Annotated in this window: 19 protein-coding genes; 11 read left to right on the top strand and 8 right to left on the bottom strand. The window is 60.3% G+C overall.

Translation table 11 applies throughout. The features are described 5' to 3' along the window. Positions 1-133 precede the first annotated feature (133 nt). Together ACYSMN_RS12215 and hemE are read left to right on the top strand one after the other, a co-directional pair. Positions 134-760, top strand: coding sequence for a MarC family protein (locus tag ACYSMN_RS12215; protein ID WP_488924164.1), 627 nt, complete (start codon positions 134-136; stop codon positions 758-760). Between the two features lie 488 nt (positions 761-1,248). After that, the gene (gene hemE, locus ACYSMN_RS12210) at positions 1,249-2,283 is read left to right on the top strand and encodes a uroporphyrinogen decarboxylase (RefSeq protein ID WP_488924163.1); all 1,035 of its coding nucleotides are present in this window, start codon (positions 1,249-1,251) and stop codon (positions 2,281-2,283) included. A 900-nt stretch (positions 2,284-3,183) separates the two neighbouring features. Here the strand turns inward: hemE and ACYSMN_RS12205 are convergent. The 3 genes from ACYSMN_RS12205 to ACYSMN_RS12195 all read right to left on the bottom strand — a co-directional run bounded on the left by ACYSMN_RS12205 (position 3,184) and on the right by ACYSMN_RS12195 (position 7,993). Next, on the bottom strand, positions 3,184-4,209 hold the full coding sequence (locus ACYSMN_RS12205; protein ID WP_488924162.1) for a bifunctional heptose 7-phosphate kinase/heptose 1-phosphate adenyltransferase: 1,026 nt from the start codon (positions 4,207-4,209) through the stop codon (positions 3,184-3,186). A gap of 170 nt (positions 4,210-4,379) precedes the next feature. Continuing rightward, positions 4,380-5,600 (bottom strand): pyridoxal phosphate-dependent aminotransferase, encoded by a 1,221-nt coding sequence (locus tag ACYSMN_RS12200; protein WP_488924161.1) that lies wholly within the window; start codon positions 5,598-5,600, stop codon positions 4,380-4,382. Between the two features lie 308 nt (positions 5,601-5,908). Then, the gene (locus ACYSMN_RS12195; protein ID WP_488924160.1) at positions 5,909-7,993 is read right to left on the bottom strand and encodes a glycosyltransferase family 2 protein; all 2,085 of its coding nucleotides are present in this window, start codon (positions 7,991-7,993) and stop codon (positions 5,909-5,911) included. A 168-nt stretch (positions 7,994-8,161) separates the two neighbouring features. On the opposite strand from ACYSMN_RS12195, the gene ACYSMN_RS12190 reads away from it, so the two are divergent. Continuing rightward, positions 8,162-9,121, top strand: a complete 960-nt coding sequence (locus ACYSMN_RS12190; RefSeq protein ID WP_488924159.1) for a S1C family serine protease — start codon at positions 8,162-8,164, stop codon at positions 9,119-9,121. 118 nt (positions 9,122-9,239) lie between these two features. Here ACYSMN_RS12190 and ACYSMN_RS12185 read toward each other — a convergent pair whose 3' ends face one another. Continuing rightward, positions 9,240-10,142 (bottom strand): LysR family transcriptional regulator, encoded by a 903-nt coding sequence (locus tag ACYSMN_RS12185; RefSeq protein WP_488924158.1) that lies wholly within the window; start codon positions 10,140-10,142, stop codon positions 9,240-9,242. Positions 10,143-10,410: 268 nt separating this feature from the next. Here ACYSMN_RS12185 and ACYSMN_RS12180 point away from each other — a divergent pair, with 268 nt between their 5' ends. The 8 genes from ACYSMN_RS12180 (at position 10,411) to ACYSMN_RS12145 (ending at position 17,352) form a co-directional block, all read left to right on the top strand. Further along, on the top strand, positions 10,411-12,903 hold the full coding sequence (locus ACYSMN_RS12180) for a TonB-dependent receptor (protein ID WP_488924157.1): 2,493 nt from the start codon (positions 10,411-10,413) through the stop codon (positions 12,901-12,903). A gap of 130 nt (positions 12,904-13,033) precedes the next feature. Continuing rightward, positions 13,034-13,273: a hypothetical protein gene (locus ACYSMN_RS12175; RefSeq protein WP_488924156.1), complete on the top strand. Its 240-nt coding sequence runs from the start codon at positions 13,034-13,036 to the stop codon at positions 13,271-13,273. Positions 13,274-13,435: 162 nt separating this feature from the next. After that, positions 13,436-13,678, top strand: a complete 243-nt coding sequence (locus tag ACYSMN_RS12170; RefSeq protein ID WP_488924260.1) for a transposase — start codon at positions 13,436-13,438, stop codon at positions 13,676-13,678. Beyond that, positions 13,644-13,877, top strand: a complete 234-nt coding sequence (locus ACYSMN_RS12165; RefSeq protein WP_488924155.1) for a transposase — start codon at positions 13,644-13,646, stop codon at positions 13,875-13,877. The genes ACYSMN_RS12170 and ACYSMN_RS12165 overlap by 35 nt, the downstream gene beginning before the upstream one ends. After that, positions 13,765-14,061 carry a transposase gene (locus ACYSMN_RS12160; RefSeq protein ID WP_488924154.1) on the top strand — a complete coding sequence of 99 codons (297 nt, stop codon included), beginning with the start codon at positions 13,765-13,767 and terminating at the stop codon, positions 14,059-14,061. The genes ACYSMN_RS12165 and ACYSMN_RS12160 overlap by 113 nt, the downstream gene beginning before the upstream one ends. Positions 14,062-14,478: 417 nt before the next feature. After that, complete coding sequence (locus ACYSMN_RS12155; protein ID WP_488924153.1) at positions 14,479-15,300, top strand: oxidoreductase; 822 nt, start codon at positions 14,479-14,481, stop codon at positions 15,298-15,300. Between the two features lie 193 nt (positions 15,301-15,493). After that, positions 15,494-16,243, top strand: a complete 750-nt coding sequence (locus tag ACYSMN_RS12150; RefSeq protein ID WP_488924152.1) for an SDR family NAD(P)-dependent oxidoreductase — start codon at positions 15,494-15,496, stop codon at positions 16,241-16,243. Between the two features lie 218 nt (positions 16,244-16,461). After that, positions 16,462-17,352, top strand: a complete 891-nt coding sequence (locus tag ACYSMN_RS12145; protein ID WP_488924151.1) for an SDR family oxidoreductase — start codon at positions 16,462-16,464, stop codon at positions 17,350-17,352. A 250-nt stretch (positions 17,353-17,602) separates the two neighbouring features. Here ACYSMN_RS12145 and ACYSMN_RS12140 read toward each other — a convergent pair whose 3' ends face one another. The 4 genes from ACYSMN_RS12140 to ACYSMN_RS12125 form a co-directional block, all read right to left on the bottom strand. Continuing rightward, positions 17,603-17,794 (bottom strand): hypothetical protein, encoded by a 192-nt coding sequence (locus tag ACYSMN_RS12140; RefSeq protein WP_488924150.1) that lies wholly within the window; start codon positions 17,792-17,794, stop codon positions 17,603-17,605. A 27-nt stretch (positions 17,795-17,821) separates the two neighbouring features. Further along, entirely contained in the window at positions 17,822-18,289 is a 468-nt protein-coding gene (locus tag ACYSMN_RS12135; RefSeq protein ID WP_488924149.1) for a class I SAM-dependent methyltransferase, read from the bottom strand. A 351-nt stretch (positions 18,290-18,640) separates the two neighbouring features. Continuing rightward, positions 18,641-19,567, bottom strand: a complete 927-nt coding sequence (locus ACYSMN_RS12130; RefSeq protein ID WP_488924148.1) for a bestrophin family protein — start codon at positions 19,565-19,567, stop codon at positions 18,641-18,643. Between the two features lie 43 nt (positions 19,568-19,610). Then, positions 19,611-19,745, bottom strand: a complete 135-nt coding sequence (locus ACYSMN_RS12125) for a hypothetical protein (RefSeq protein WP_488924147.1) — start codon at positions 19,743-19,745, stop codon at positions 19,611-19,613. Positions 19,746-19,892 lie beyond the last annotated feature (147 nt).

Raw genomic sequence — 19,892 nt, 5'->3', positions numbered from 1 at the left:
CAAAAACAGGATAAGCTTGGTTGCAATTGGCTTCTACGGCCTAGTGCGGCGGCGGTTGAGCTGCGAACATAGCATTTTTGCAACTTGCGCTTCGGAAAGGCTCGTACCTTTGCCCGCCGCCCACGCTTGCCTCATGGAGATACTACTTGCCACGTTTACCACGCTCTTTTCGGTCGTGAATCCTTTTGGGGCCATGCCCGTGTTCCTGACGCTCACGGAGGAAGATTCGCCAACGCAGCGAGCGGGCATAGCACTACGGGCGTGCATCTACATGATGGGCGTGCTCACGGTATCATTTTTCGCGGGGCAGTACGTGCTCAACTTCTTCGGTATCAATATTCACCATTTGCGCATCGCGGGCGGCATCCTGCTCATGCGCTCCGCCTTCGACCTACTCACGCCCGGCGGCAACCGCGCCAAGGTATCGGAAGCCACCCTGGAAGAAAGCCGCCACAAGGACGACATCAGCTTCACGCCGCTGGCCATGCCCATGCTGTCTGGCCCCGGCTCCATGGCCGTGTGCATTGGCCTCTTCACCCAGAAGCTAAGCTACACGAACATGGGCCTCATCTGCGTGGGCTTCGCATTGGTGGCGCTGGCGGCCTACCTCATTTTGATGTCTTCGTTGCGGCTCACGCGGTTTCTGGGGCGCCCCGGCATGGCCGCCTTAGCGCGCATCATGGGCTTTATCACGCTGGCCATCGGCGTGAATTTCATGGCTACGGCCATCAAGGCGCTGTTTCCCGGCCTGACTTCTTGAATGAAGAATTGCCATGCGTGCCGTTGCAATGAACAATTATCAATGAGTAATGAGCAATTGATAGCACGTCCCGGTCTGCCCGCTTTTTTCGCGGGCTGACCGGTCGAAGGGCGCGCCGTTCAGTCAATGAACAATTAATAATGAGCAATTGTGGTAACTGACCGGACGAAACACCATCAGCTCGCGGCGACCGGTCAGCTCGCTGAAAAAGCGAGCAGACCGGAGCGGCATCCATGAACAATCGGCAATGAACAGTTGCCGGGGTATGCCTTCATTCCTCATTCTTAGAGCAGATTCGGAAACCGTGTACAGCTTTGGCTAGCGTTTTACCCCCCCCAGCCCCTCCCCTCCGGGAGAGGGGTGCGTTCTGGCATCTGGCACCCCTCTCCCGGAGGGGAGGGGCTGGGGGTGGGGTAGACCTACACTGACTCCGAATCTGCGCTAATTCCTCATTCTTCATTTATTCTAGGCCTACCTTTGCCGCAGTTATGCTGAAGAACGACCTCCTCCTCCGGGCCGCCCGTGGCGAAGAAACTGAGCGCACGCCCGTGTGGCTCATGCGCCAGGCCGGCCGCATCCTACCCGAATACCGCGCCCTCCGCGCCCGCCTCAGCGGCTTCAAGGAGCTGGTAGAAACCCCCGATTTAGCCGCCGAAGTCACCATTCAGCCCATCGACGCGCTGGACGTGGACGCGGCCATCATTTTCTCCGACATCCTGGTGGTGCCCGAAGCCATGGGTCTCACCTACGAGATGGTAGAAGCCCGCGGCCCGCTGTTCCCCGAAACCATCAAAACCGCGCACGACGTGGCCCGGATGCGTGTCGCCGACCCGGAAGAACACCTCGGCTACGTGCTCGAAGCCATCCGCGTGACTAAGCGCGCCCTCAACGGGCGCGTGCCGCTTATTGGCTTCGCCGGCGCGCCCTGGACCATTCTGGCGTACATGGTGGAAGGCCACGGCTCCAAGACCTTCAGCAAGGCGCGCCGCCTGCTCTACGCCGAGCCGGAGCTGGCCCACGAGCTGCTGCGCAAAATCACGGCTACCACCATTGCCTACCTGAAGGCGCAAGTGCAGGCCGGCGCCAACCTCGTGCAGGTGTTCGACTCCTGGGCTGGAATTTTGCCGCCCGCGCACTACGCCGAGTTCAGCACGCGCTACATCGCCGAAATCTGCCAAGCCATTCCGGAAGTGCCCGTGACGGTGTTTGCCAAGGGCGCGTTCTGGGCCGTCGAAGACTTCGCCCAGCTCCCCTGTCGCACCATCGGCCTCGACTGGAACCAGGATGCCCGCACCGTCCGCGCCCTCGTCGGCGACAAAACCCTGCAAGGCAACCTCGACCCCTGCGCTCTTTACGGCACGCCCGAGCAGGTGCACGCCGCTACCATCGCCATGCTGGAGCAGTTCGGCCCGCACCGCCACATCGCCAACCTCGGCCACGGCGTCTACCCCGACACCAACCCGAGCAACGTAAAGGTCTTCGTGGAAACGGTGAAGGAGCACAGCGCCCGCAACAGGCAGTAGCTTGGGGCGCCTAGTTTAAGCTAGTAGCAGGAGGCCCTCACGCTTTTCCGCACGCATCAGCGGGTTGATTTTTAGAGCTAGCTTCACTCTGCTTGAGGAGGGGCTAGCTCTCTTGCTCTCCTCCGCAACCTGAGTCGGCCGCATGAGCGTCAGGTCCATAATCGGCGGGAGGATATAATTGTATTATACCGTACCCTCGCCAAATAAACGGCTTTTTCAGGCTACCAGAGGCGTTTTTAGTAGCGTAAGCAGCCTTTGCGAACCCGTCACCGGCCTTTGCGTCACCGCCAGGGGCATTTGCGGAGCTGACAGTTAGATTTTGTGAAGCGACACTAGGATTTTGCGGAGCAGCAAGAGCTTCTGCTCGACCGTAAGATGTCTTTGCGAGACCGTAAGTTGGCTTTGCTCGACTGCAAGATGTCTTTGCTTGACTGCAAGTAGGATTTGTTCTGGGTACAGAAGCCTTTGCGAAGCCGTTAGTTCGCGTTGCAGTAAACCTAACATTTAACTACAATCGTGCAGCAACGATATAGCAGCAGTTGCGTCGCGCCGTTCAACTACCTAGCCCCATCGGAGGGCACCTAACGATTAGTGTCGCCCCGATGGGGCTTTATTTCTTCAGGGCCGGCTACTTCTACCGATATGTCGCCGCTCTGCGGCTATTCGTGCTTACGCCTTATACGTGTCATCCGTTGGAATCTCCTTCACTCCTTCTCCCCTTCACCTCCAGAGTATTTCAACAACCAAGGTACGTGTGGGTCTTCTGGCCCGCTGGAAAGCCGGGCGGCCCTAGAATATGCTAGTAGAGCAGCCCATCAGCATATTTGCTATATCCTCCTAAGCACTAAGCATCAACAACGAGACACTAGGCCCCAATAACTAAGCACTAAGCACCAACAACTAAGCACTAAGCACTAAGCCCACTTCTTCGGCTTCGGCCAGCAGCTTTTGCTTCTCAATCGGTACTACGCCTACTTGTTCGCACACCAGGCCACCGCCGAGGTTGGCCAGCGCCGCCGTAACGGGAGCGGGCAAGCCTAGTGCCACGCACAGCGCCGCAATGCTGATTACCGTGTCGCCGGCGCCCGACACGTCGGAGATGGTGCGCAGGTGAGCGGGAATGTAGGTTTTGGTAAGGCTGCCATTTTCCACGAATACCCCGCGCTCCGAAAGCGTCACGAGCACGATTTCGGGAGTCAGCAAGCGGCGCAACTGGGCTACGGCGGCTTCAAACTGCGGCTGGTCGGCAGCGGTATCGCCAAATTCCAGTTTGAGCCCTTCGCGCAGCTCTTTCAGATTGGGTTTGAAGAGCGTGCTGTGCCGGTAAGCCAGAAAGTTCTTCTTCTTGGGGTCGACGACGGTGGGAATGTTGCGCTGCCGGGCCAGTCCAATAAAGTGCTGAATGCTGGCCTCGTTGAGTACGCCCTTGTCGTAGTCTTCGAAAATAACCACGTCGGCCCGATCCAGCAGCTGCTCGAAGCGGGCAATGAGGCCGGCGGTTTCCTTCTCATTCAAATCGGTTTCCACCTCCGAGTCGATGCGCAATAGCTGCTGGCCGTGCGCCAGCACGCGCTGCTTCACGGTAGTAGGCCGGTACGCGGAGCGCACGATGCCATCGGCGGTGAGGCCACCGGCGCGCAGCAGGTCCAGCAGCTGGTCGCCGCCTTGGTCCTCCCCGATTACAGCGCACAGCAGCGGCGTAGCACCCAGGGCCTGCACGTTGAGGGCCACGTTGGCGGCCCCACCGAGGCGCTGCTCGGTGCGGCTCACATTTACGATGGGTACCGGCGCTTCGGGTGAGAGGCGCGTGGCCTTGCCCCACACGTAAGCGTCCATCATCACGTCGCCCACGATAAGCACGGTGAGGCGGTTGAAAGCGGCAAATAACTCGGGCAATGAAGCAGGCGGTACGGCAGCAGTGGGCATTATGGCGGGTTCAGGGGAAGAAGCGGCAAATGTAGGAACTCCACCGCGCCCGAAAAACGCACTACCGAGCTTGGCTCAACGCGCAAACAAAACGAGTATCCAATATTGCGCCATGCAGGCCACAGTACCGGATACTCGTTTCGTTTACGTGCCGCCGCCAGAGCTTTGCCCTACACCAATTTGACTAAGCTGTTTTTGATGCGAATAAAAGCTTCGCGCAGCTTTTCATCGGCGGCGGCGGTACTGAAACGGATGCAGCTGGGCGCGCCAAATGCACTGCCATCCACGGCGGCCACGTGGGCATCGTTGAGCAGGAACAGCGCCAGGTCCGAGGCATTTTCGATGGTGTGGCCGTCGGGCGTGGTTTTGCCGAAGTAGCCACTCACATCAGGGAAAATGTAGAAGGCGCCGCTGGGTTTGGGCGTGCGGAAACCGGGAATATCTTGGCACAACTCCAGCACCAAGTCGCGGCGCCGACGGTAGGCTGCCACCATTTCGTCGGCGGAGCTGCGGCCACCTTGCAGCGCCGCCAGCGCCGCGCGCTGGGCAATGGAGCAGGTGCCCGACGTAACCTGACTCTGCATCTTTTCGCAGGCGGCGGCAATTTCCTGGTTGGCGGCCAGGTAGCCCACGCGCCAGCCCGTCATGGCGTAGCCTTTCGAGAAGCCGTTCACCGTAATCACCCGGTCTTTGATGGCCTCGAACTGCGCCAGGCTCACGTGCTCCCCCACGAAGTTGATGTACTCGTAAATCTCATCGGCCAGCACGTGAATTTGCGGGTGGCGGGTCACTACGTCGGCAATGGCGGCCAGTTCTTCCCGGGAAAATACCGCCCCCGTCGGGTTGCACGGCGACGAGTACATGATGAGCTTGGTGCGCGGCGTAATGGCGGCTTCCAGCTCGGCGGCCGTGGCTTTGAAGTCGTTTTCGAGCGTGCCGATCAGCGCGATGGTGCGGCCCTCGGCGAGTTTCACCATCTCCTCGTAGCTCACCCAGTAGGGCGCCAGCACAATCACCTCGTCGCCGGGGTTGATGAGGCTCAGCACGGCGTTGGCCAGGGCTTGTTTGGCGCCGGTGCTCACCACAATGTTTTCGGGCTTGTAATCCAGTTGGTTGTCGCGCTTGAGCTTGTCGCAAATAGCCCGGCGCAATTCAGGATAGCCGGGCACGGGCGTATAGAACGTGAAGCCTTCGTCAAGGGCTTTCTTGGCGGCGTCCTTGATGTATTGCGGCGTTTGAAAGTCCGGCTCCCCAAAGCTCAAACTGATAACATCGACGCCGCGCGCGCTCATCTCGCGCGCCTTTTTAGCCATAGCAATAGTCTGCGACTCCTGCATGGCATGGATACGGTCGGACAGAACGGAAGTAGTGAGCGTGAGGGCGTCGGACATGGATGATTGTCGTGGGTTGGGAGAGCAGTAAAAGTACGCTATGTGCCGCTAAAATCTGCGGCCCGGATGAGCGCACTGAGTGGCCGGTTTTGCGTGGCTGATGCTCCCGCGTGGGAACTCGCGCTACACGCGGAGTAGCGCGAAGCTCCGGCTTCGCGCATCGTTGCTGAGGTTGAACGACTGGAACCGCGTCGTAACAACGCCATCGTTCAACGATGCGCGAAGCTGGAGCTTCGCGCTACGGCCCAACCGTGTAGGAACTCGCCTGCGGCTCGTGTGCGGAACGGATTTCCGCGCTACTATCTAGATTACTCCCTACCAAGCCAGCGGAAACGGTGCAGCAGTATGCGCAGGTCGGTACCGGGTTCGTAGTCTTTGGCGTAGAGCAGCTCCAAGCGGCGGCGCGTGGCTTCGGTAAGAGGCGTGGTTGCCTGGGCCACATCGGCCGGCGAGAGAATGGCGCGGGCCAAATGCTGCGGCGCGGCGGCATAGCGCAGGCCGACCCAGGTGCGGGAGCCGCCCAGCACGCGCAGGCAGTTACGCAGCAAGCCACCTTTGTGCTGTTGCAGCCAGACCAAGAGCGGCGCGCTCAGCAACAAGCCCAAGCTGGTCAGAATATCGAGCAGGCGTTTGTTGCGCACCTGCTCGGGCCGAAATAGATTCAGGGTGATGTCGAGCGTGTAATAGTCGCCGGGCGAGTCTTTGGAGGAGCTGCCAATAATGTACTCGCTGTCCTGGGGCAGAATCTTGTAGGCTACGGGCGGCTCCGGGGGCAAGCTCACCATAAGACTGATAATCTGGCTCGCCGACAAATCCCGGCCGCAAAAAATCAACTCATCCAACGCGTAAATGCGGATAATTTCTTCGAGCTGCCGCACCTCGCCCAGCAAGTCGTCGGCGGTGGCCGTGAGCAGCGGCTCGGCCAGCACGGCGGTGGCGGGGCCTTTTTCCGTGGGCCACGCCGCGGCCCGGCCCGCGGCAGTGGTTCGGCCCTGCGGCGTAGTTTCCGGCTCCGGCGTGATGTAGCCGATAATGCGGGCCTGCACGGCGGCCAGTTCCAGCAAGTGGCGCACGCGCTGGCTCTCCCCGGCCGAGCCCACGATGGCCACGTTCTTCTGCCGCCGTTCCGAAAGGCGCAGGTCGCGGTAGCGCAAGAAGTGCGTCAGTAGCCGCCGCCCTACCAGCGCCATCACGGCCCACACGCCGCCCAGCACGATGAGGGCCTTGGAGAAGCGCCAGGCATCGAAGAAGTTGCTAATGGCCGAAATCAGCACCGTGCCCAGGAAAATGCCGCGCACAATACGGGCGGTTCTGGTGGGTTGGTCGTAAGCCCCACTCAGGTATGCGGAGCTCAGCCACACTGCAATGTATATCGGCACCGCCACCAGCATAAACTGCGGCGGGTACTCAGTGCGCACGAATTTGTGGTTGTGCTCCCAATAGGTTTTGAGGAAGTACATGCCGCCGTAAATCAGGCCGGCATCGAGTAGCACCGGCGCGGCCTGCCGGAGCAGGCGCTCGGCCACCGCAGTTCCGGCCCGCAGCCAGATAGCCGCGTTGATGAGCAACGAAAAAGTACCGGCCCGCCCCGGTGCGAAGTGCTTCTGCGCGAAAATCACCATGGCTCGGTAGAACACGAACACATAGTTAACGCTCGTGCGCTTGGTGCTTTCGCCTTTGTAATGGATGATGCGGGTGGCGGGCAGGTAGTAGTTTTTCCAGCCGCCCTGCGTGATGCGGTACGAGAGGTCGATGTCCTCGCCGTACATGAAGTAGTCTTCGTCGAGCAGACCTACTTGGTCGAGCGTGGCTTTGCGCATGAGCATAAACGCGCCGCTCAGCACCTCAATTTCGTGGGTTTGGTCTTTGTCGAGGAAGCCAAGGTGGTAGCGCCCGAATTTGCGCGACTTCGGAAAGAGCTTCGCCAGCCCGAAAATCTTGTAAAACGCCACCCACGGCGTAGGCAACCCGCGCTTGCTCTCGGGCAGAAACTTGCCCTGACCATCAAGCATCTTCACGCCCAGCCCGCCGGCGTTGGGGTGCTCGTCCATGAACTCGCAACAGATGCGGAAGGTGTCTTCCTCCACCACCGTGTCGGGGTTGAGCAGCAGCTGGTATTCGCCCGTAGCGAGGCGCAGGGCTTGGTTGTTGGCTTTGGAGAAACCAGGATTGTCCTTGTTTTCGATGAGAATGACTTCCGGAAACCGGGCCTTCACCATAGCCACCGAGCCGTCCACGGAGTTGTTGTCAATCACGAATACCTCCAGCGGCTGCCCCAGCTTCTCCCCCGCCCGCCGTACCGACAGCAGCGCCTGCTCCAGGAAGTAGCACACGTTGTAGTTGACGATAACGACGGAAAGCTTCACGGAAACGACGCGGGCGGGTGGATACAAAGCCGAAAGGTAACAATGATTACCCTCATGCCCTAGCTTGGAGCCGCGCCAGCCACTGGAAAGGGGCCGCCTCTTTCGGTAGCTCTGCCACTCTGGCCGATGAGCTGGCTCGGCGGGTTATTTGCCGGGTAATGGGCCGGCAATTTCGCCGCATTTAGCTAACTACCAATGGACTTATATTCTCAAATCGTCATTTCGGCCGTGGAAGCCGCCAAGCATTCCGTTGTAAAGATTGACGTCCGCAAAAAGAACAAGCAGCAGAAACTGGCCCCGGCTGGTTCCGGCTCCGGTTTTCTGTTTTCCACCGATGGTTACGTGTTCACCAACTCGCACGTGGTGCACGGCGCCGAAGACATTCGCCTCACGTTTGCCGATGGTACCGAGTACCCGGCTACACTGGTAGGCGAAGACCCGGACTCCGACCTAGCACTGCTCCACACGCCGGCCACGGGCCACCCCGCCGCCCGCCTCGGCAACTCCGCCGACCTACAAATCGGCCAGCTTGTCATTGCCATCGGCAACCCCTACGGTTTCCAGCACACCGTAACCAGCGGCGTGGTCAGCGCGTTGGGCCGCACGTTGCGCACGGAAACCGGCCGCCTCATCGACAACATTGTGCAGACGGATGCCGCCCTGAATCCTGGCAACAGCGGTGGTCCGCTCATCAACGCTGATGGGCAGGTGGTGGGCGTCAATACGGCGACTATCCGCGGGGCGCAGGGCTTGTGCTTCGCCATCGGCGTCAATACGGCCACGGCTATTCTGCCCGCTTTGCTGAGCGAAGGCCGGGTGCGCCGCGGCTACTTAGGCGTTAGCACCCAGCAGGTGGACCTGCACCCGCGCGTAGTCAACTTTCATCAGCTTGCTGCCCGCCAAGCCCTGTTTGTGGTGAGCGTGGAAGCCAATTCGCCCGCCGAAGCCGCCGGCCTGCGCGCGGGTGATTTTGTGGTGGCTTTTGCCGACCAACCCGTGGCTAGCTCCGATGACTTATTCCGGCTGCTCACGTGGGAGAAAATCGGGGCCTTCCAATACCTAACTGTGTTGCGGGGTCAGCAGAAGCTGGAGTTGCGCATCACGCCCATAGACAGCAGCGCGGGCCGGGTACTGGCTCGTCCGGTAGCGGCGTAGCAGCCGGTTGGAAAAGCAAAAAAGGCCACTCGTTCGGGTGGCCTTTTTTGTTACGACGGATGAGCAAGCGTAAGGCATCAACACTGGCTCTGGCGTGCTCAATCAAGGCTTTTTGGCATCAGCTCCGGTTTTCGCGCACCACTTCCAGAAACCCTTGCACCAGCGGCGCAATCGGGCCGGCCGGGTAGCAGGCGGCAATGTGCGTGTAGCCCACCGGCACCGACAGCGGCACGTACACCACTTGGCCTAGGCGCAGAATATCAAACGAAGCGGGAACTACCGATACGCCCAAACCTGCTTCTACTAGAGCCACGATGGTGGTCCACTCCAAGGCCTCCTGCACCACGCGCGGCGAGAAGCCAGCCGCCGCAAATAGTTGCTGCACCTGCCCGTAGAGGGAAGGCGCTACGTGCGGCGGAAACAGCACGAATGGCTCGGCATTAAGCTCCGTCAGGGATAGTGCGGCTTGGCCAGCCAGCGGATGCTCCCCCGGCAGCACGGCCACAAAGGCTTCGCGCACTACTTCCTCCGATGCCAGCCAAGGCAGGCGCGGGGGCTCACGCAGGAAGCCTACGCTGATGCTCCCGTTGCGCAATTCCTCCACCTGCGCTGCCGTCGACAGTTCCCGCAGGCGCAGTTCCACGTTGGGAAAGCGCGTACGATACGCGTGAATAACCTGCCGCACCGAAGTGAACAGCGTGGACGCCGCAAAGCCCACCGTGAGCAGCCCCGTGCGCCCCTGCCCCACCAGCCGCACCACTTCCGACAGCGTGCGGCTTTGCGCCAGTAGGCGTTGCGCTTCGGGCAGCAGCGCGTGGCCGGCGGCCGTGAGCTGCACGCGCCGGCTGGTGCGCTCAAACAGCTGGCACCCGAGCAATCCTTCCAAGCGCCGAATCTGCTGGCTGAGCGGGGGCTGTTCAATACCAAGTTGTTCGGCAGCCCGGCCAAAATGCAGGTGCTGGGCTACCGTTACGAAGTACCAGAGAAGCCGCAGCTCTAATTCGGGCCGGATGCTATTCATATGCAGTTTGTATCAATTCATGCTAAAAATACACTTGATGAATGAATAACGATGCTCTACTATTGCACTCACCAAAGCGAATTATAGGCACTAGCTGCCTGTAGCAGGTCTATTTGCTTGCCCATCGCCGCTCTACTCCTCAGTTTTTCCCTTGTTCCTCTCTCATCTCACCCTTCCGCACGTCCAGAAATACGAAAAATTTCGTATTTCTGGACGCGTGTCGAGCTGGCTTCCTCTACTCCTCTTACTCCGCAAAGACTCGCTACTCATGCCTCGACCTTCCATTCACTGGGTCTGTTTTCTACTCGGAATTGCTCAGCTCAGCGTAAGTAGCCAATGTGCGGTAGCACAAACGTCGCCGGCTCCGGTGACTCAGTCGGCGGCTACGCGGGGAAACGGGCGGCTTACGGGCTCCATTTTGAACGCCAGCACCAACCAGCCGGTGGAATTTGCCAATGTTGGGCTCCTGCAAGCGGGCAAGCTGATAAGTGGCGGCGCCTGCGACGAAAAGGGCCGGTTCGTTCTCGGCAACATTGCGCTGGGCACCTATCAGCTTAGCGTCAGCTTCGTGGGCTATGAAACGAAGGTGGTGGATGGGGTGCTGGTTTCGGCGGAAGCAACCACCGTGAATCTGCCGCCGGTACTGCTGGCCCCAACCGCGCAGAAACTAGGCGAAGTGCGGGTGATAGGTGAGCGGGAGCTGGTGGAAACCAAGGTGGACCGCATCGTCTACAACGCGGAGAAAGACTTGACCAACAGCGGAGGCACCGCCGTGGATGTGCTGCAAAAAACGCCGTTGCTGAGCGTGGATATTAATGGTACGCCGCAGCTCCGGGGTTCTTCCAACCTGCTGGTGCTCATCAACGGCAAGCCTTCTACGCTGCTGGCCAACAACATTGCCGAAGCACTTCGTCAGATTCCGTCTGATCAAATCAAGAGCGTGGAGGTATATACTTCCCCGCCAGCCAAGTACGATGCCGAGGGCTCGGCGGGCGTCGTTAATATCGTGCTTAAGGCCGAGCGGTTGCAGGGCGTGAACGGGTCGGCGCGGTCCTCGGCCAGCACGCGAGGCGGGGTGCTGGGCGGCAACGTGACGCGCCGCCGTGGCGCCCTGGGCTTGAGCACGGATCTGGGCAGCAACTGGTTTTACAACGTGGCTCGCGGCCAAACCACCCGCACGGATTTTCGGCCCGACGGCGCCCAGAGCACCCTTGACCAGGCCGGCGACTTCACCAATCTTGGTGGTGGCGCCTACGGGCAGGTGGGGCTGGAATACGAGGCCTCGCCCAAAGACGTGCTGAGCCTGAGTGCGCGGGCCAGCGGCGACCAGAACACCCGGGACCAAGAACAGGCAACCACTTTTCGCACCCCAGAGCTAGACGACATCTACCACCGCGACATCGTGACGAAAACTCGCAGTCAGAACCTCAACGTCAATTTTGGCTACACCAAGACGCTGCCCAAGCCCGGGCAGGAGCTGAGCGTGCTGGCCTTGTACGCCGTGCGTCGGGGCCGCGAAGCCTACGACCTGAGCCAGCAGCGGCCCGAACGGGCGCTGGACTACGCCGAAACCAGCTTCAACAACAACCGCAACCGCGAAGCCACGCTGCAACTCGATTATGTGCACCCGCTGGACAGTACGCACACCTTGGAAACCGGCCTGAAATCCATCCTGCGCCGGGCCGGCAGCGACTACCTCATCCGCGCCGACAGCCTCGATGGGCGCGGGTTCGTAACCGTGCCCTCGCGCTCCAACGAGTTTCGCTACGACCAGGACGTGTACGCGGGCTATGCCACCTACGGCTTTGGGCTGGGCCGTAAGCTGACTTTCAAGCTCGGGGGCCGCACCGAATACACACGCATCAACGGCGACTTTGTGACGGACAACGTGACCTTACGCCGCGACTACCTCAACGTGGTACCCAATCTGCTGGCGGCCTGGGACGCGGGCCAGGGCCGGAAGCTGCGCCTGAGTTACACGCGCCGCATTGCCCGGCCTAGCATCGGCTACCTCAATCCCTATATAAATACCAGCGACCGGCGCAATTTGGCTTCGGGCAACCCGCGCGTGAATGCCGAGCTGACGGATGCGTACGAGCTGGGCTACAACACCTTCCTCAACAAGAGCACCATCAATCTGTCGGCTTATTGGCGGCAGACCAACAACTCCATCGAGAATATCTCGCGGCTCGTCCCCAGCAACGAAGTCCTACCCACCGACGACACCACCCGCGTGCTCTACACCACTATTCAGAACCTGGCCCGCAGTGCCGCGTACGGGGGCAGCGTGTTTGGCTCGACCAAGCTCACGCCGAAATGGAGCGTGAACGGGACCGTAGATCTGTACTATCTGCGGGTGAGCAGTCCGGCGCTGGGTCTGCAAAACGGGGGCCTGCGCTACCTCATCAACCTGAACTCGGCCTGGCAATTTGCTAACGGCTGGAGCGCGCAGTTCGTGGGTAATTTCAACGGGCGGGGCGTGGAGCTGCAAGGTCGCTCGCCGGGTTACCGGCAGTACCAGCTGGGCGGACGCAAGGAGCTATTCGACAAAAAAGGCACCCTGACCGTGACGGTGGTAAACCCGTTTCAGCGCCAGCTCGTGTTTCGCGACAACCTACGCACGACGCGCTTCGAATACGCCAACTATTCCTACTTCCTCAATCGCACTGTGCGCGTCACCTTCACCTATCGTTTCGGCAAGGTGGATACCCGCCCCTCCCGGCCGCAACGCAGCATCCAGAACGATGACCAGAAGCAGTAACGGAGCCGTTGTGCAGATAAACAACTGAGGAGTCGTTTAACTTCTCTGGCCGAAGGTTGAGCAGAAGAGTTAGGAGCTTCGTAGAAGCCGTAGAGTAGATTATGACCCTAGTTTCAAATCCCGTTACGCCATGAACATCTTCCATGACACGCTGCTACGCTACGGCTTTCTTCCCCAGCGCGAAGGCTTCTACACCCGCACCGCTAACACCCCGCCCGGCGGCACGCTCTTCTGCCTCGTCAATGAAGATGACCGGCCGCGCAAGCTGCTACTCTGGCAAGCTCAACGGGTGCTTCTACGCGGCGACGTAGTAACGCTTGCGGCTCTAGAGCAGGTGCTGCAACGGGTGCTCGGTAAACTGCCTGCTTGATAGCAAGAGGTACCTGAGAAGACTAAGAGCGTGTTTGGGAGTTGGGTAGAGAAAAAAGAAACGAGCTAGTAAGTTGCGGCGGGAGTTTCTAGGTTCCGGTCCGCTTTTATGGTTGAGTGCACTCAACCACTTATTGACTCGCAGTAGTAAGTTACTGCCCCACTGCTGCCCCTGCAACGCAAGCGCCGCCTGTGTTTGCGCCAAGTTCTTGACGCTCTGCGCTACGTGTGCCGCACCGGCTGCGAGTGGCGCAGCCTGCCGGTCTGCTTTTTGCCTTGGTCGGCGGTGTACTACTATTTCGCTCGCTGGCAAACCAGCGGCCTGCTGCAAGGGCTCAACGAGGCGCGCAACCACGCCGACCGTCTGGCGCGTGGTCGGCTGGCAGCGGGGCCTCGACGCGCATAAGCGCGTAAACGGACGCAAACGCCAAGTGCTTTGCGACACCGGCGGGCGCATTTGGCGCGTACACGTCCACGCGGCCAACGACCACGATGGTCGTGCGGCGGCCCCGCTGCTGCCACCGCTCACGCGTTTGCGCCCAGCTTGGGCTAGCCGGCCAGCTACGCCCGGTCCTGACAGACAAGGTCTATTGCGGGCAATTTGAGCAACAGGTACAAGCCTTAGGCTCGCAGCATCGCGTGGCCAGCTGGCCGCCTGGCGCCACGCGCGAGTTCGTACCGATGGCCCAACGCTGGGTCGTGGAACGCACTTTCGGTTGGCTTAAGTGTGTTCGACGGCTGGCCGTTGATTATGGTAAGCAAAGACGGCCATACCATGTGTCATCCTAGCAGCGGAGTCTATCACTCTTTTGTCGAACGTACGAGTCCCGTGGGAGAGTCACTACCCGGTTGGCATCCATGGTCCGCTGGCCAAATAGCAGCCGGTAGCCAAAGCTGCTGTCGGCCAGCGCGCTCACGCCGCCATGGCCACCAAATTCGGCCGCGAGATTGAAGATGCGGGTGTTGGAAATAAGTCGAATTTCTAAACCCACGAAAAGGCTAAGGTTTGATAATCATACTTTCTGGTTTGATTCCCTTTACCAATGCCTCCTAACTCAGTCGGAACTTTGTCGTGGTAAAAAACAGACGCCCCCGTTGCCGTGACGGTAGCCAGATCTTTTTGCTGGCCCCAGGGACCTGATTTTTTTCGCCCATCCACGTCGACTCTGTTTAAATGGTCGAATCAAGTTCTTTCCCGCCTTTCTTATGAAATCCGAATCGAAAGTTGCTTTGGTTACCGGTGCCTCGTCGGGCATTGGGGAAGCTACCGCCCGGCAGTTGTTGCAAGCCGGCTATGTGGTGTACGGCGCGGCCCGCCGCCTCGACCGCATGGCCGCGTTGGGCCAAGCCGGGGTGCGTCTACTGGCCCTCGACTTAACCCAAGATGAATCGATGGTGGCCGCCCTTGACGCCATCCGGCAGGCCGAAGGCCGCCTTGACGTGCTAGTGAACAACGCGGGTTACGGCTCCTTCGGCGCGTTGGAAGACGTGCCGCTGGCCGAGGCGCGTTACCAGTTCGAGGTAAATGTATTCGGGCTGGCCCGGCTGACGCAGCTCGTGCTGCCGCTGATGCGGGCGCAGCACGCGGGGCGCATCATTAACGTGTCTTCCGTTGGCGGGCGCCTCGGCGAACCGCACGGCGCCTGGTACCACGCGACCAAGTTTGCGGTCGAGGGCCTCAGCGACTCGTTGCGCATGGAGCTGAAGCAGTTCGGCATCGACGTAGTGGTGATTCAGCCAGGCGCTATTAAGACGGAATGGACCCAAATAGCCCGGGAAAACTTGCTCAAGGTGTCGGGCCACACGGCCTACGCCGGCTCGGCCCAGCGCCACGCCCAAGCGCTGGGCAACGCCGACGCCCGCGCCGCAGAACCGGGGGTGGTTGCCAGCACTATCGTACAAGCCGCTACCGCCCCGCGGCCGCGCACCCGGTACGCCACGGGCGGCGGCGCCCAAATGGTGCTGCTGGTGCGCCGGCTGCTCTCTGACCGTCAGTTTGATAGGCTGCTGCTCAGCCAGTTAACCTAGCAACCAGAAAACGGAGGTAACGCCAAGATTGAAATTTCGGCAGAATACCCGCTGCCGTGCCGCGTTAGCGGTCATTAATCGAAATTCAAGGTGGCGAGCACCTGTCTGGAACAGGGATAGCTGCGCCGCCACTTTCACCATCACCTAACCAAGCGGCGCTGACCAGTCAGACCGCTATAACCAACAACTTATTATGAGCGACAAACGTGTCGCCCTCGTCACGGGGGCCAACCAAGGCATCGGCCTACAAATCGCAAAGGAACTAGTGGCGAATGGCTACACCGTGCTGGTGGGGTCGCGCAGCCTGGAGAAGGGAGAAGCAGCGGCCCAGCCCCTCGGCCCCGACGCCCACGCGCTGCAACTCGACGTCACGGCGCAGGCTTCCATTGCCGCCGCCGCCGAACGCATCCGCCAGGAGTTTGGCCGGCTCGATTTGCTGGTCAACAACGCGGCCATCGCCAGTACCAAGCCGGCAGGTACATCTTTAGAGGAATCCATCGAGGCAAATCGGGCGAGCGTGGCCTCATTGGAAGACGTACGCGCCGTATTTGAAACGAACGTGTTCGGCGTCATCGCCGTCACCCAGGCGATGCTGCCCTTGCTGCGGGAAGCGCCGGCCGCGCGCATTGTCAACGTGTCGAGCGGCATGGGTTCGCTCACGTTGAATGCGGACCCGGCCTTTCCCTACCGCCATGGTTTCGGCGTCGGGTACTCCGCCTCGAAAACAGCCCTCAACGCCGTGACGCTGGCCTTTGCCATTGAGCTTGAGCCGACCAACATCAAGGTCAACGCCGTGAGTCCCGGCTTCACCGCGACGGCACTCAACAACTTTGCCGGCACCGACACAATCGAGCAGGGGTCGCGGGCTCCTATCCGCGTCGCGCTGGACGAGAACGGCCCCACCGGCACCTTCTCGGGCCCGGATGGTCCGTTCCCGTGGTAGGCATCGGGGCTGGCGCTTATCTGGGGTGAGAGCATTCCTCCTTGCAACGGATTTAGGCACTAAGGGAAAGAGGGTGCGAGGCTTGGCCCCGCACCCTCTTTCCGTTGCGGCGCGTAATTCACTTTACTGGGCAGTATCCTCCGTCAAAATGTGCCTACCCCTCACTTAAGCCGTTTTTTCATTGTTGCTTACTTTCCATTCTCTACTCTTTTTCGTTTATGTCATCTTCCTCCATCTCCGCTCCAACCATCCTGCTGACCGGCGCTACCGGCAACGTCGGCGGTGAGGTAGCCAAGCAACTCGCCGCGCAGGGCGTGGCCTTTCGCGCCCTGGTGCGTAACCCAGAAGATAAGCCGGCTCAGGCTTTGCGGGCGCTGCCGGGCGCCGAGGTCGTAGCCGGCGACTTCAACGAGGCAGCCAGCCTAACCAAGGCACTAGCTGGCATCGAGCGGACATTTCTGCTCACCAACTCCACGGCCCAAGCGGAGGCCCAGCAGTTAAGCTTTGTGGCAGCGGCGCAGTCGGCCGGCGTGCGCCACCTCGTTAAACTGTCGCAGTGGGCCGCCGACGCCCATTCGGCGGTGCGGTTTCTGCGTTACCACGCGGCCGTGGAGCAGGCTATCCGGGCCACGGGCTTAACCTACACCTTCCTGCGGCCCAATCTGTTTATGCAGGGGCTGCTGGCTTTCCGAGAGGCCATCAAAACGCAGGGTAAAATCTTTGCCCCCATCGGGGAAGCCCGCATCAGTGCCGTGGACGTGCGCGATATTGCGGCCGCGGCCGTGGCGGCGCTTACTGAACCAGGCCATGAAAACAAAACCTACAACCTCACCGGCCCCGCGGCGTTGACGCACGCCGAGATGGCCGCTGGGTTGGCCGGCGCCCTGGGTCACCCGGTCATGTTCGTGGACGTGCCCCCGGCCGACCTGCGGCAGTACCTGCTGCAAGCCGGCATGGACCCCTGGCAGGTTGAAGGGCTTCTGGAAGACTACGCTCACTACCACCGCGGCGAAGCCTCCGAAGTGGCCTCTGGCGTACAGCACGCAACCGGCCTGCCGCCCCGCGATTTTGCCACGTTTGTCCGCGACTATGCCAACGCTTTCCGCTAAGGTTGAGGACGGAATTTTACTCGCCTTAGAGCTTACCACCCGCAGCAATTATGACGCCTGACGCAGTAAGTTGAACGACTCGGCCACCAGCAGGTTCCAACTAATGGCGAACACGGCGAAGTGGGGTGGCATGACGCACGCCTCGAGGCGGTCTTGCAGCCCCAGCAGGAGCACCTGGCAAGGGTTCGTGGTTGAGAAACAAAAAACACGTCAATGCGCCCATCGAGCACGAGGAGCGATAGTCGGGGTTTTAGGAATGCTCCACCAGGAGCCGGTAGGCAACCCACCCGCGGAACGTGAAGCCGGCGTAGAACAGGCTGACGTCAGTAAAGCCGACTTCCCGCAGCAGGGCCTCGTCCTGTTCTGGGGAAAGCACGGGCAGGCGGGCTCCAACGGCGGCACTTCCCCGCTCGGCCTGCGCCGGGTCGATGCCCGAGGACACGGAAAAGGCTGCGTAGCGCGCGAGCCATTACTCCCGCTCCCCCGCGTGCTGCGAGAAGCTGTGGTGAGCCACCACCAAGGGGGCCCCCGGTCGCAAGCGCCGCAGAATTTGCTGCAACGTGCGGCGGCGCTCTTCCATAGGTAAGAAGTGCAGGGTCAGCAAACAGGTGGCGGCATCGTAGGGCCCTTCCGGCGCGGTGTCCACGTACCCCTCGTGCAAGCGAACCCGGGGCAGTAGCGGCCCGAGCGTGGCTTCGGCCAGTTGCAGCATCTGGGCCGAGGGGTCCACGCCATCGAAGTGCCAGCCGGGCTGGAAGTCGGCGAACGATTTCACTTCTAACCCGCCGGCTCCTACCACGAGCACCCGCCCGGCCGGCGGGGTGCGTTCGGCGAGCAGGAGCGCACTCATGCGGTGCAAGTCGGCAAATCCAGGGATGATGCGGGGAGGGCCTTCGGCGTAGCGGGCGACGGCCTGCGGGTCGGAAAAAGGCAGCATGGTAAAGCAGGTAAAGGGGTTGGTAGAGAAAAAGGTAGTGACCACCCCGCAGCGGCACTGTCGGGTAGCAAGTAGCTAGTCTGCCGACCAAGCAGTTGAGGTGGAATGTTGCGGCAGCGGGCAGGCCGCAACAGGCGAATCTCCAGCCCCAGTTGGTAAGGCAAAGTACCAAGCTCTTCTGTCAGTTCTGCCTAAATCAAGTTCAGTTCGTCGGTTTCAAACAACCGGGAGCCGGGCGCCACGTAAGACGCCACGACCGTCCGAAGTGCAATTCGGCTAGCGTTAGCTGAAAATCCACCACGTACAGCCAGGGTCTGGCAATGGACTGGACGTCCTTACCTGAGTATTGGTTTAATACAGGTTTCCGTTTTTGGGTTGTACCGGCGCTGGCAATTCAGTTTCCCCTAGGTTTTGACGCAAATTAATTTCAATGGTGCGCGCCAACGCCGACATGGGTGTGTCGTTCGGCGTGTTGTCAAACGGATTTTCTATGTGATTACCCACGTATTCGAGGGCAGCAAATACGAAGCCGATGACGAGCGAAAACACCCCGGCCAGCCACCCCGGCCCAGCGCCGAAATGCGCGCCCATGCCGATGGGGAGCAGAAACAGAAATGCGCGCACGGCCCAGCAAGTGTACACGGTATATTGACGCGGAAACACGGTGTTTTTAATGCGCTCACAGCCGCCCTGCACATCGTATAGCTGCGCCAACTGGCCATCTAGCTGCATGTGCCGAAACCCATCAAGATAGCCCTGCGCATGAAGCTGCTGCAGGGCCAGCTGCTGCTGCATCAGTAGAGCATTAGGCACGTTCTGCTGGCCGCGCAGGCTCACGAAATCGGCTTCTGACAAGAAAGGTTGCAGGCTCTCCCAGGGCTCCTGCTGACGCAGGTGGTGCTTGAGAGCGTACACAAACGCCAGGTGGCGGTAGATGATTTGCTGCTGCAAACGGCTTAGCTCTTTCGGGTCGCCGGAATTCAACTCCGAAGTGGCCAGGGTCAACACCCGGGCGGCTAGGTTGCGGCTGTTGTTCACCAGCCGGCCCCAGAGCTGCCGGGCTTCCCACCACCGGTCGTAAGCGTTGTTATTTTTGAAGCCTAGCAGGATGGACAAGGCCGTGCCCAGAATGGCCAGCGGCACGGTGATGTTCACCTCTTCGGGTCCCACCCCGTAGTAAAGCGACAGCGCGGCCACGCCGCCGGCGACGAGAAAGCACATGTTCGGCCACGTGTGCCAGAGAATCAGGCGGGCATCTAATTTTTTGCTGACTATCATAACGAAGCGAGGGATGCGGCGGCGAGTAACCAGTGGCTAAGCGTCAGTGGCCCTGTCGAGTTAGGTTATCGTTGCCGAACAGGGCAAAGACGGCTCCCCAAGCCGGCCGGATAGGCGGGGAACCGGCGTAGTGCTCGGGGTGGTGGAGTGTACTGGTGGTGTTTTCGGTTGGTGGCATGAGCCGGGCCGCCAGGATTTATGAAATAGGTGGCGACTGCTACAAAGGTCTCTTATCTACTACGAGAACGACCAATACAATTCAAACCAAAAAGTATGATTATCAATCCTGGCATGCAAAGCACAAACAGATGTCTTTCTGATGAAA

Source organism: Hymenobacter sp. M1-2, from assembly GCF_057808495.1.
The sequence above is the reverse complement of the archived record's forward strand: the minus strand, read 5'-3'. Positions and strand labels throughout refer to the sequence as shown.

Bases quoted from the DNA above. Each gene is read 5' to 3' on its own strand.
- ACYSMN_RS12175 (WP_488924156.1), top strand. From the start codon at position 13,034: ATGAACATCTTCCATGACACGCTGCTACGCTACGGCTTTCTTCCCCAG.
- ACYSMN_RS12185 (WP_488924158.1), bottom strand. From the start codon at position 10,142: ATGAATAGCATCCGGCCCGAATTAGAGCTGCGGCTTCTCTGGTACTTC.
- hemE (WP_488924163.1), top strand. From the start codon at position 1,249: ATGCTGAAGAACGACCTCCTCCTCCGGGCCGCCCGTGGCGAAGAAACT.
- ACYSMN_RS12130 (WP_488924148.1), bottom strand. From the start codon at position 19,567: ATGATAGTCAGCAAAAAATTAGATGCCCGCCTGATTCTCTGGCACACG.
- ACYSMN_RS12200 (WP_488924161.1), bottom strand. From the start codon at position 5,600: ATGTCCGACGCCCTCACGCTCACTACTTCCGTTCTGTCCGACCGTATC.
- ACYSMN_RS12145 (WP_488924151.1), top strand. From the start codon at position 16,462: ATGTCATCTTCCTCCATCTCCGCTCCAACCATCCTGCTGACCGGCGCT.
- ACYSMN_RS12155 (WP_488924153.1), top strand. From the start codon at position 14,479: ATGAAATCCGAATCGAAAGTTGCTTTGGTTACCGGTGCCTCGTCGGGC.
- ACYSMN_RS12190 (WP_488924159.1), top strand. From the start codon at position 8,162: ATGGACTTATATTCTCAAATCGTCATTTCGGCCGTGGAAGCCGCCAAG.
- ACYSMN_RS12160 (WP_488924154.1), top strand. From the start codon at position 13,765: ATGGTCGTGCGGCGGCCCCGCTGCTGCCACCGCTCACGCGTTTGCGCC.
- ACYSMN_RS12135 (WP_488924149.1), bottom strand. From the start codon at position 18,289: ATGCTGCCTTTTTCCGACCCGCAGGCCGTCGCCCGCTACGCCGAAGGC.
- ACYSMN_RS12215 (WP_488924164.1), top strand. From the start codon at position 134: ATGGAGATACTACTTGCCACGTTTACCACGCTCTTTTCGGTCGTGAAT.
- ACYSMN_RS12205 (WP_488924162.1), bottom strand. From the start codon at position 4,209: ATGCCCACTGCTGCCGTACCGCCTGCTTCATTGCCCGAGTTATTTGCC.
- ACYSMN_RS12180 (WP_488924157.1), top strand. From the start codon at position 10,411: ATGCCTCGACCTTCCATTCACTGGGTCTGTTTTCTACTCGGAATTGCT.
- ACYSMN_RS12150 (WP_488924152.1), top strand. From the start codon at position 15,494: ATGAGCGACAAACGTGTCGCCCTCGTCACGGGGGCCAACCAAGGCATC.
- ACYSMN_RS12125 (WP_488924147.1), bottom strand. From the start codon at position 19,745: ATGCCACCAACCGAAAACACCACCAGTACACTCCACCACCCCGAGCAC.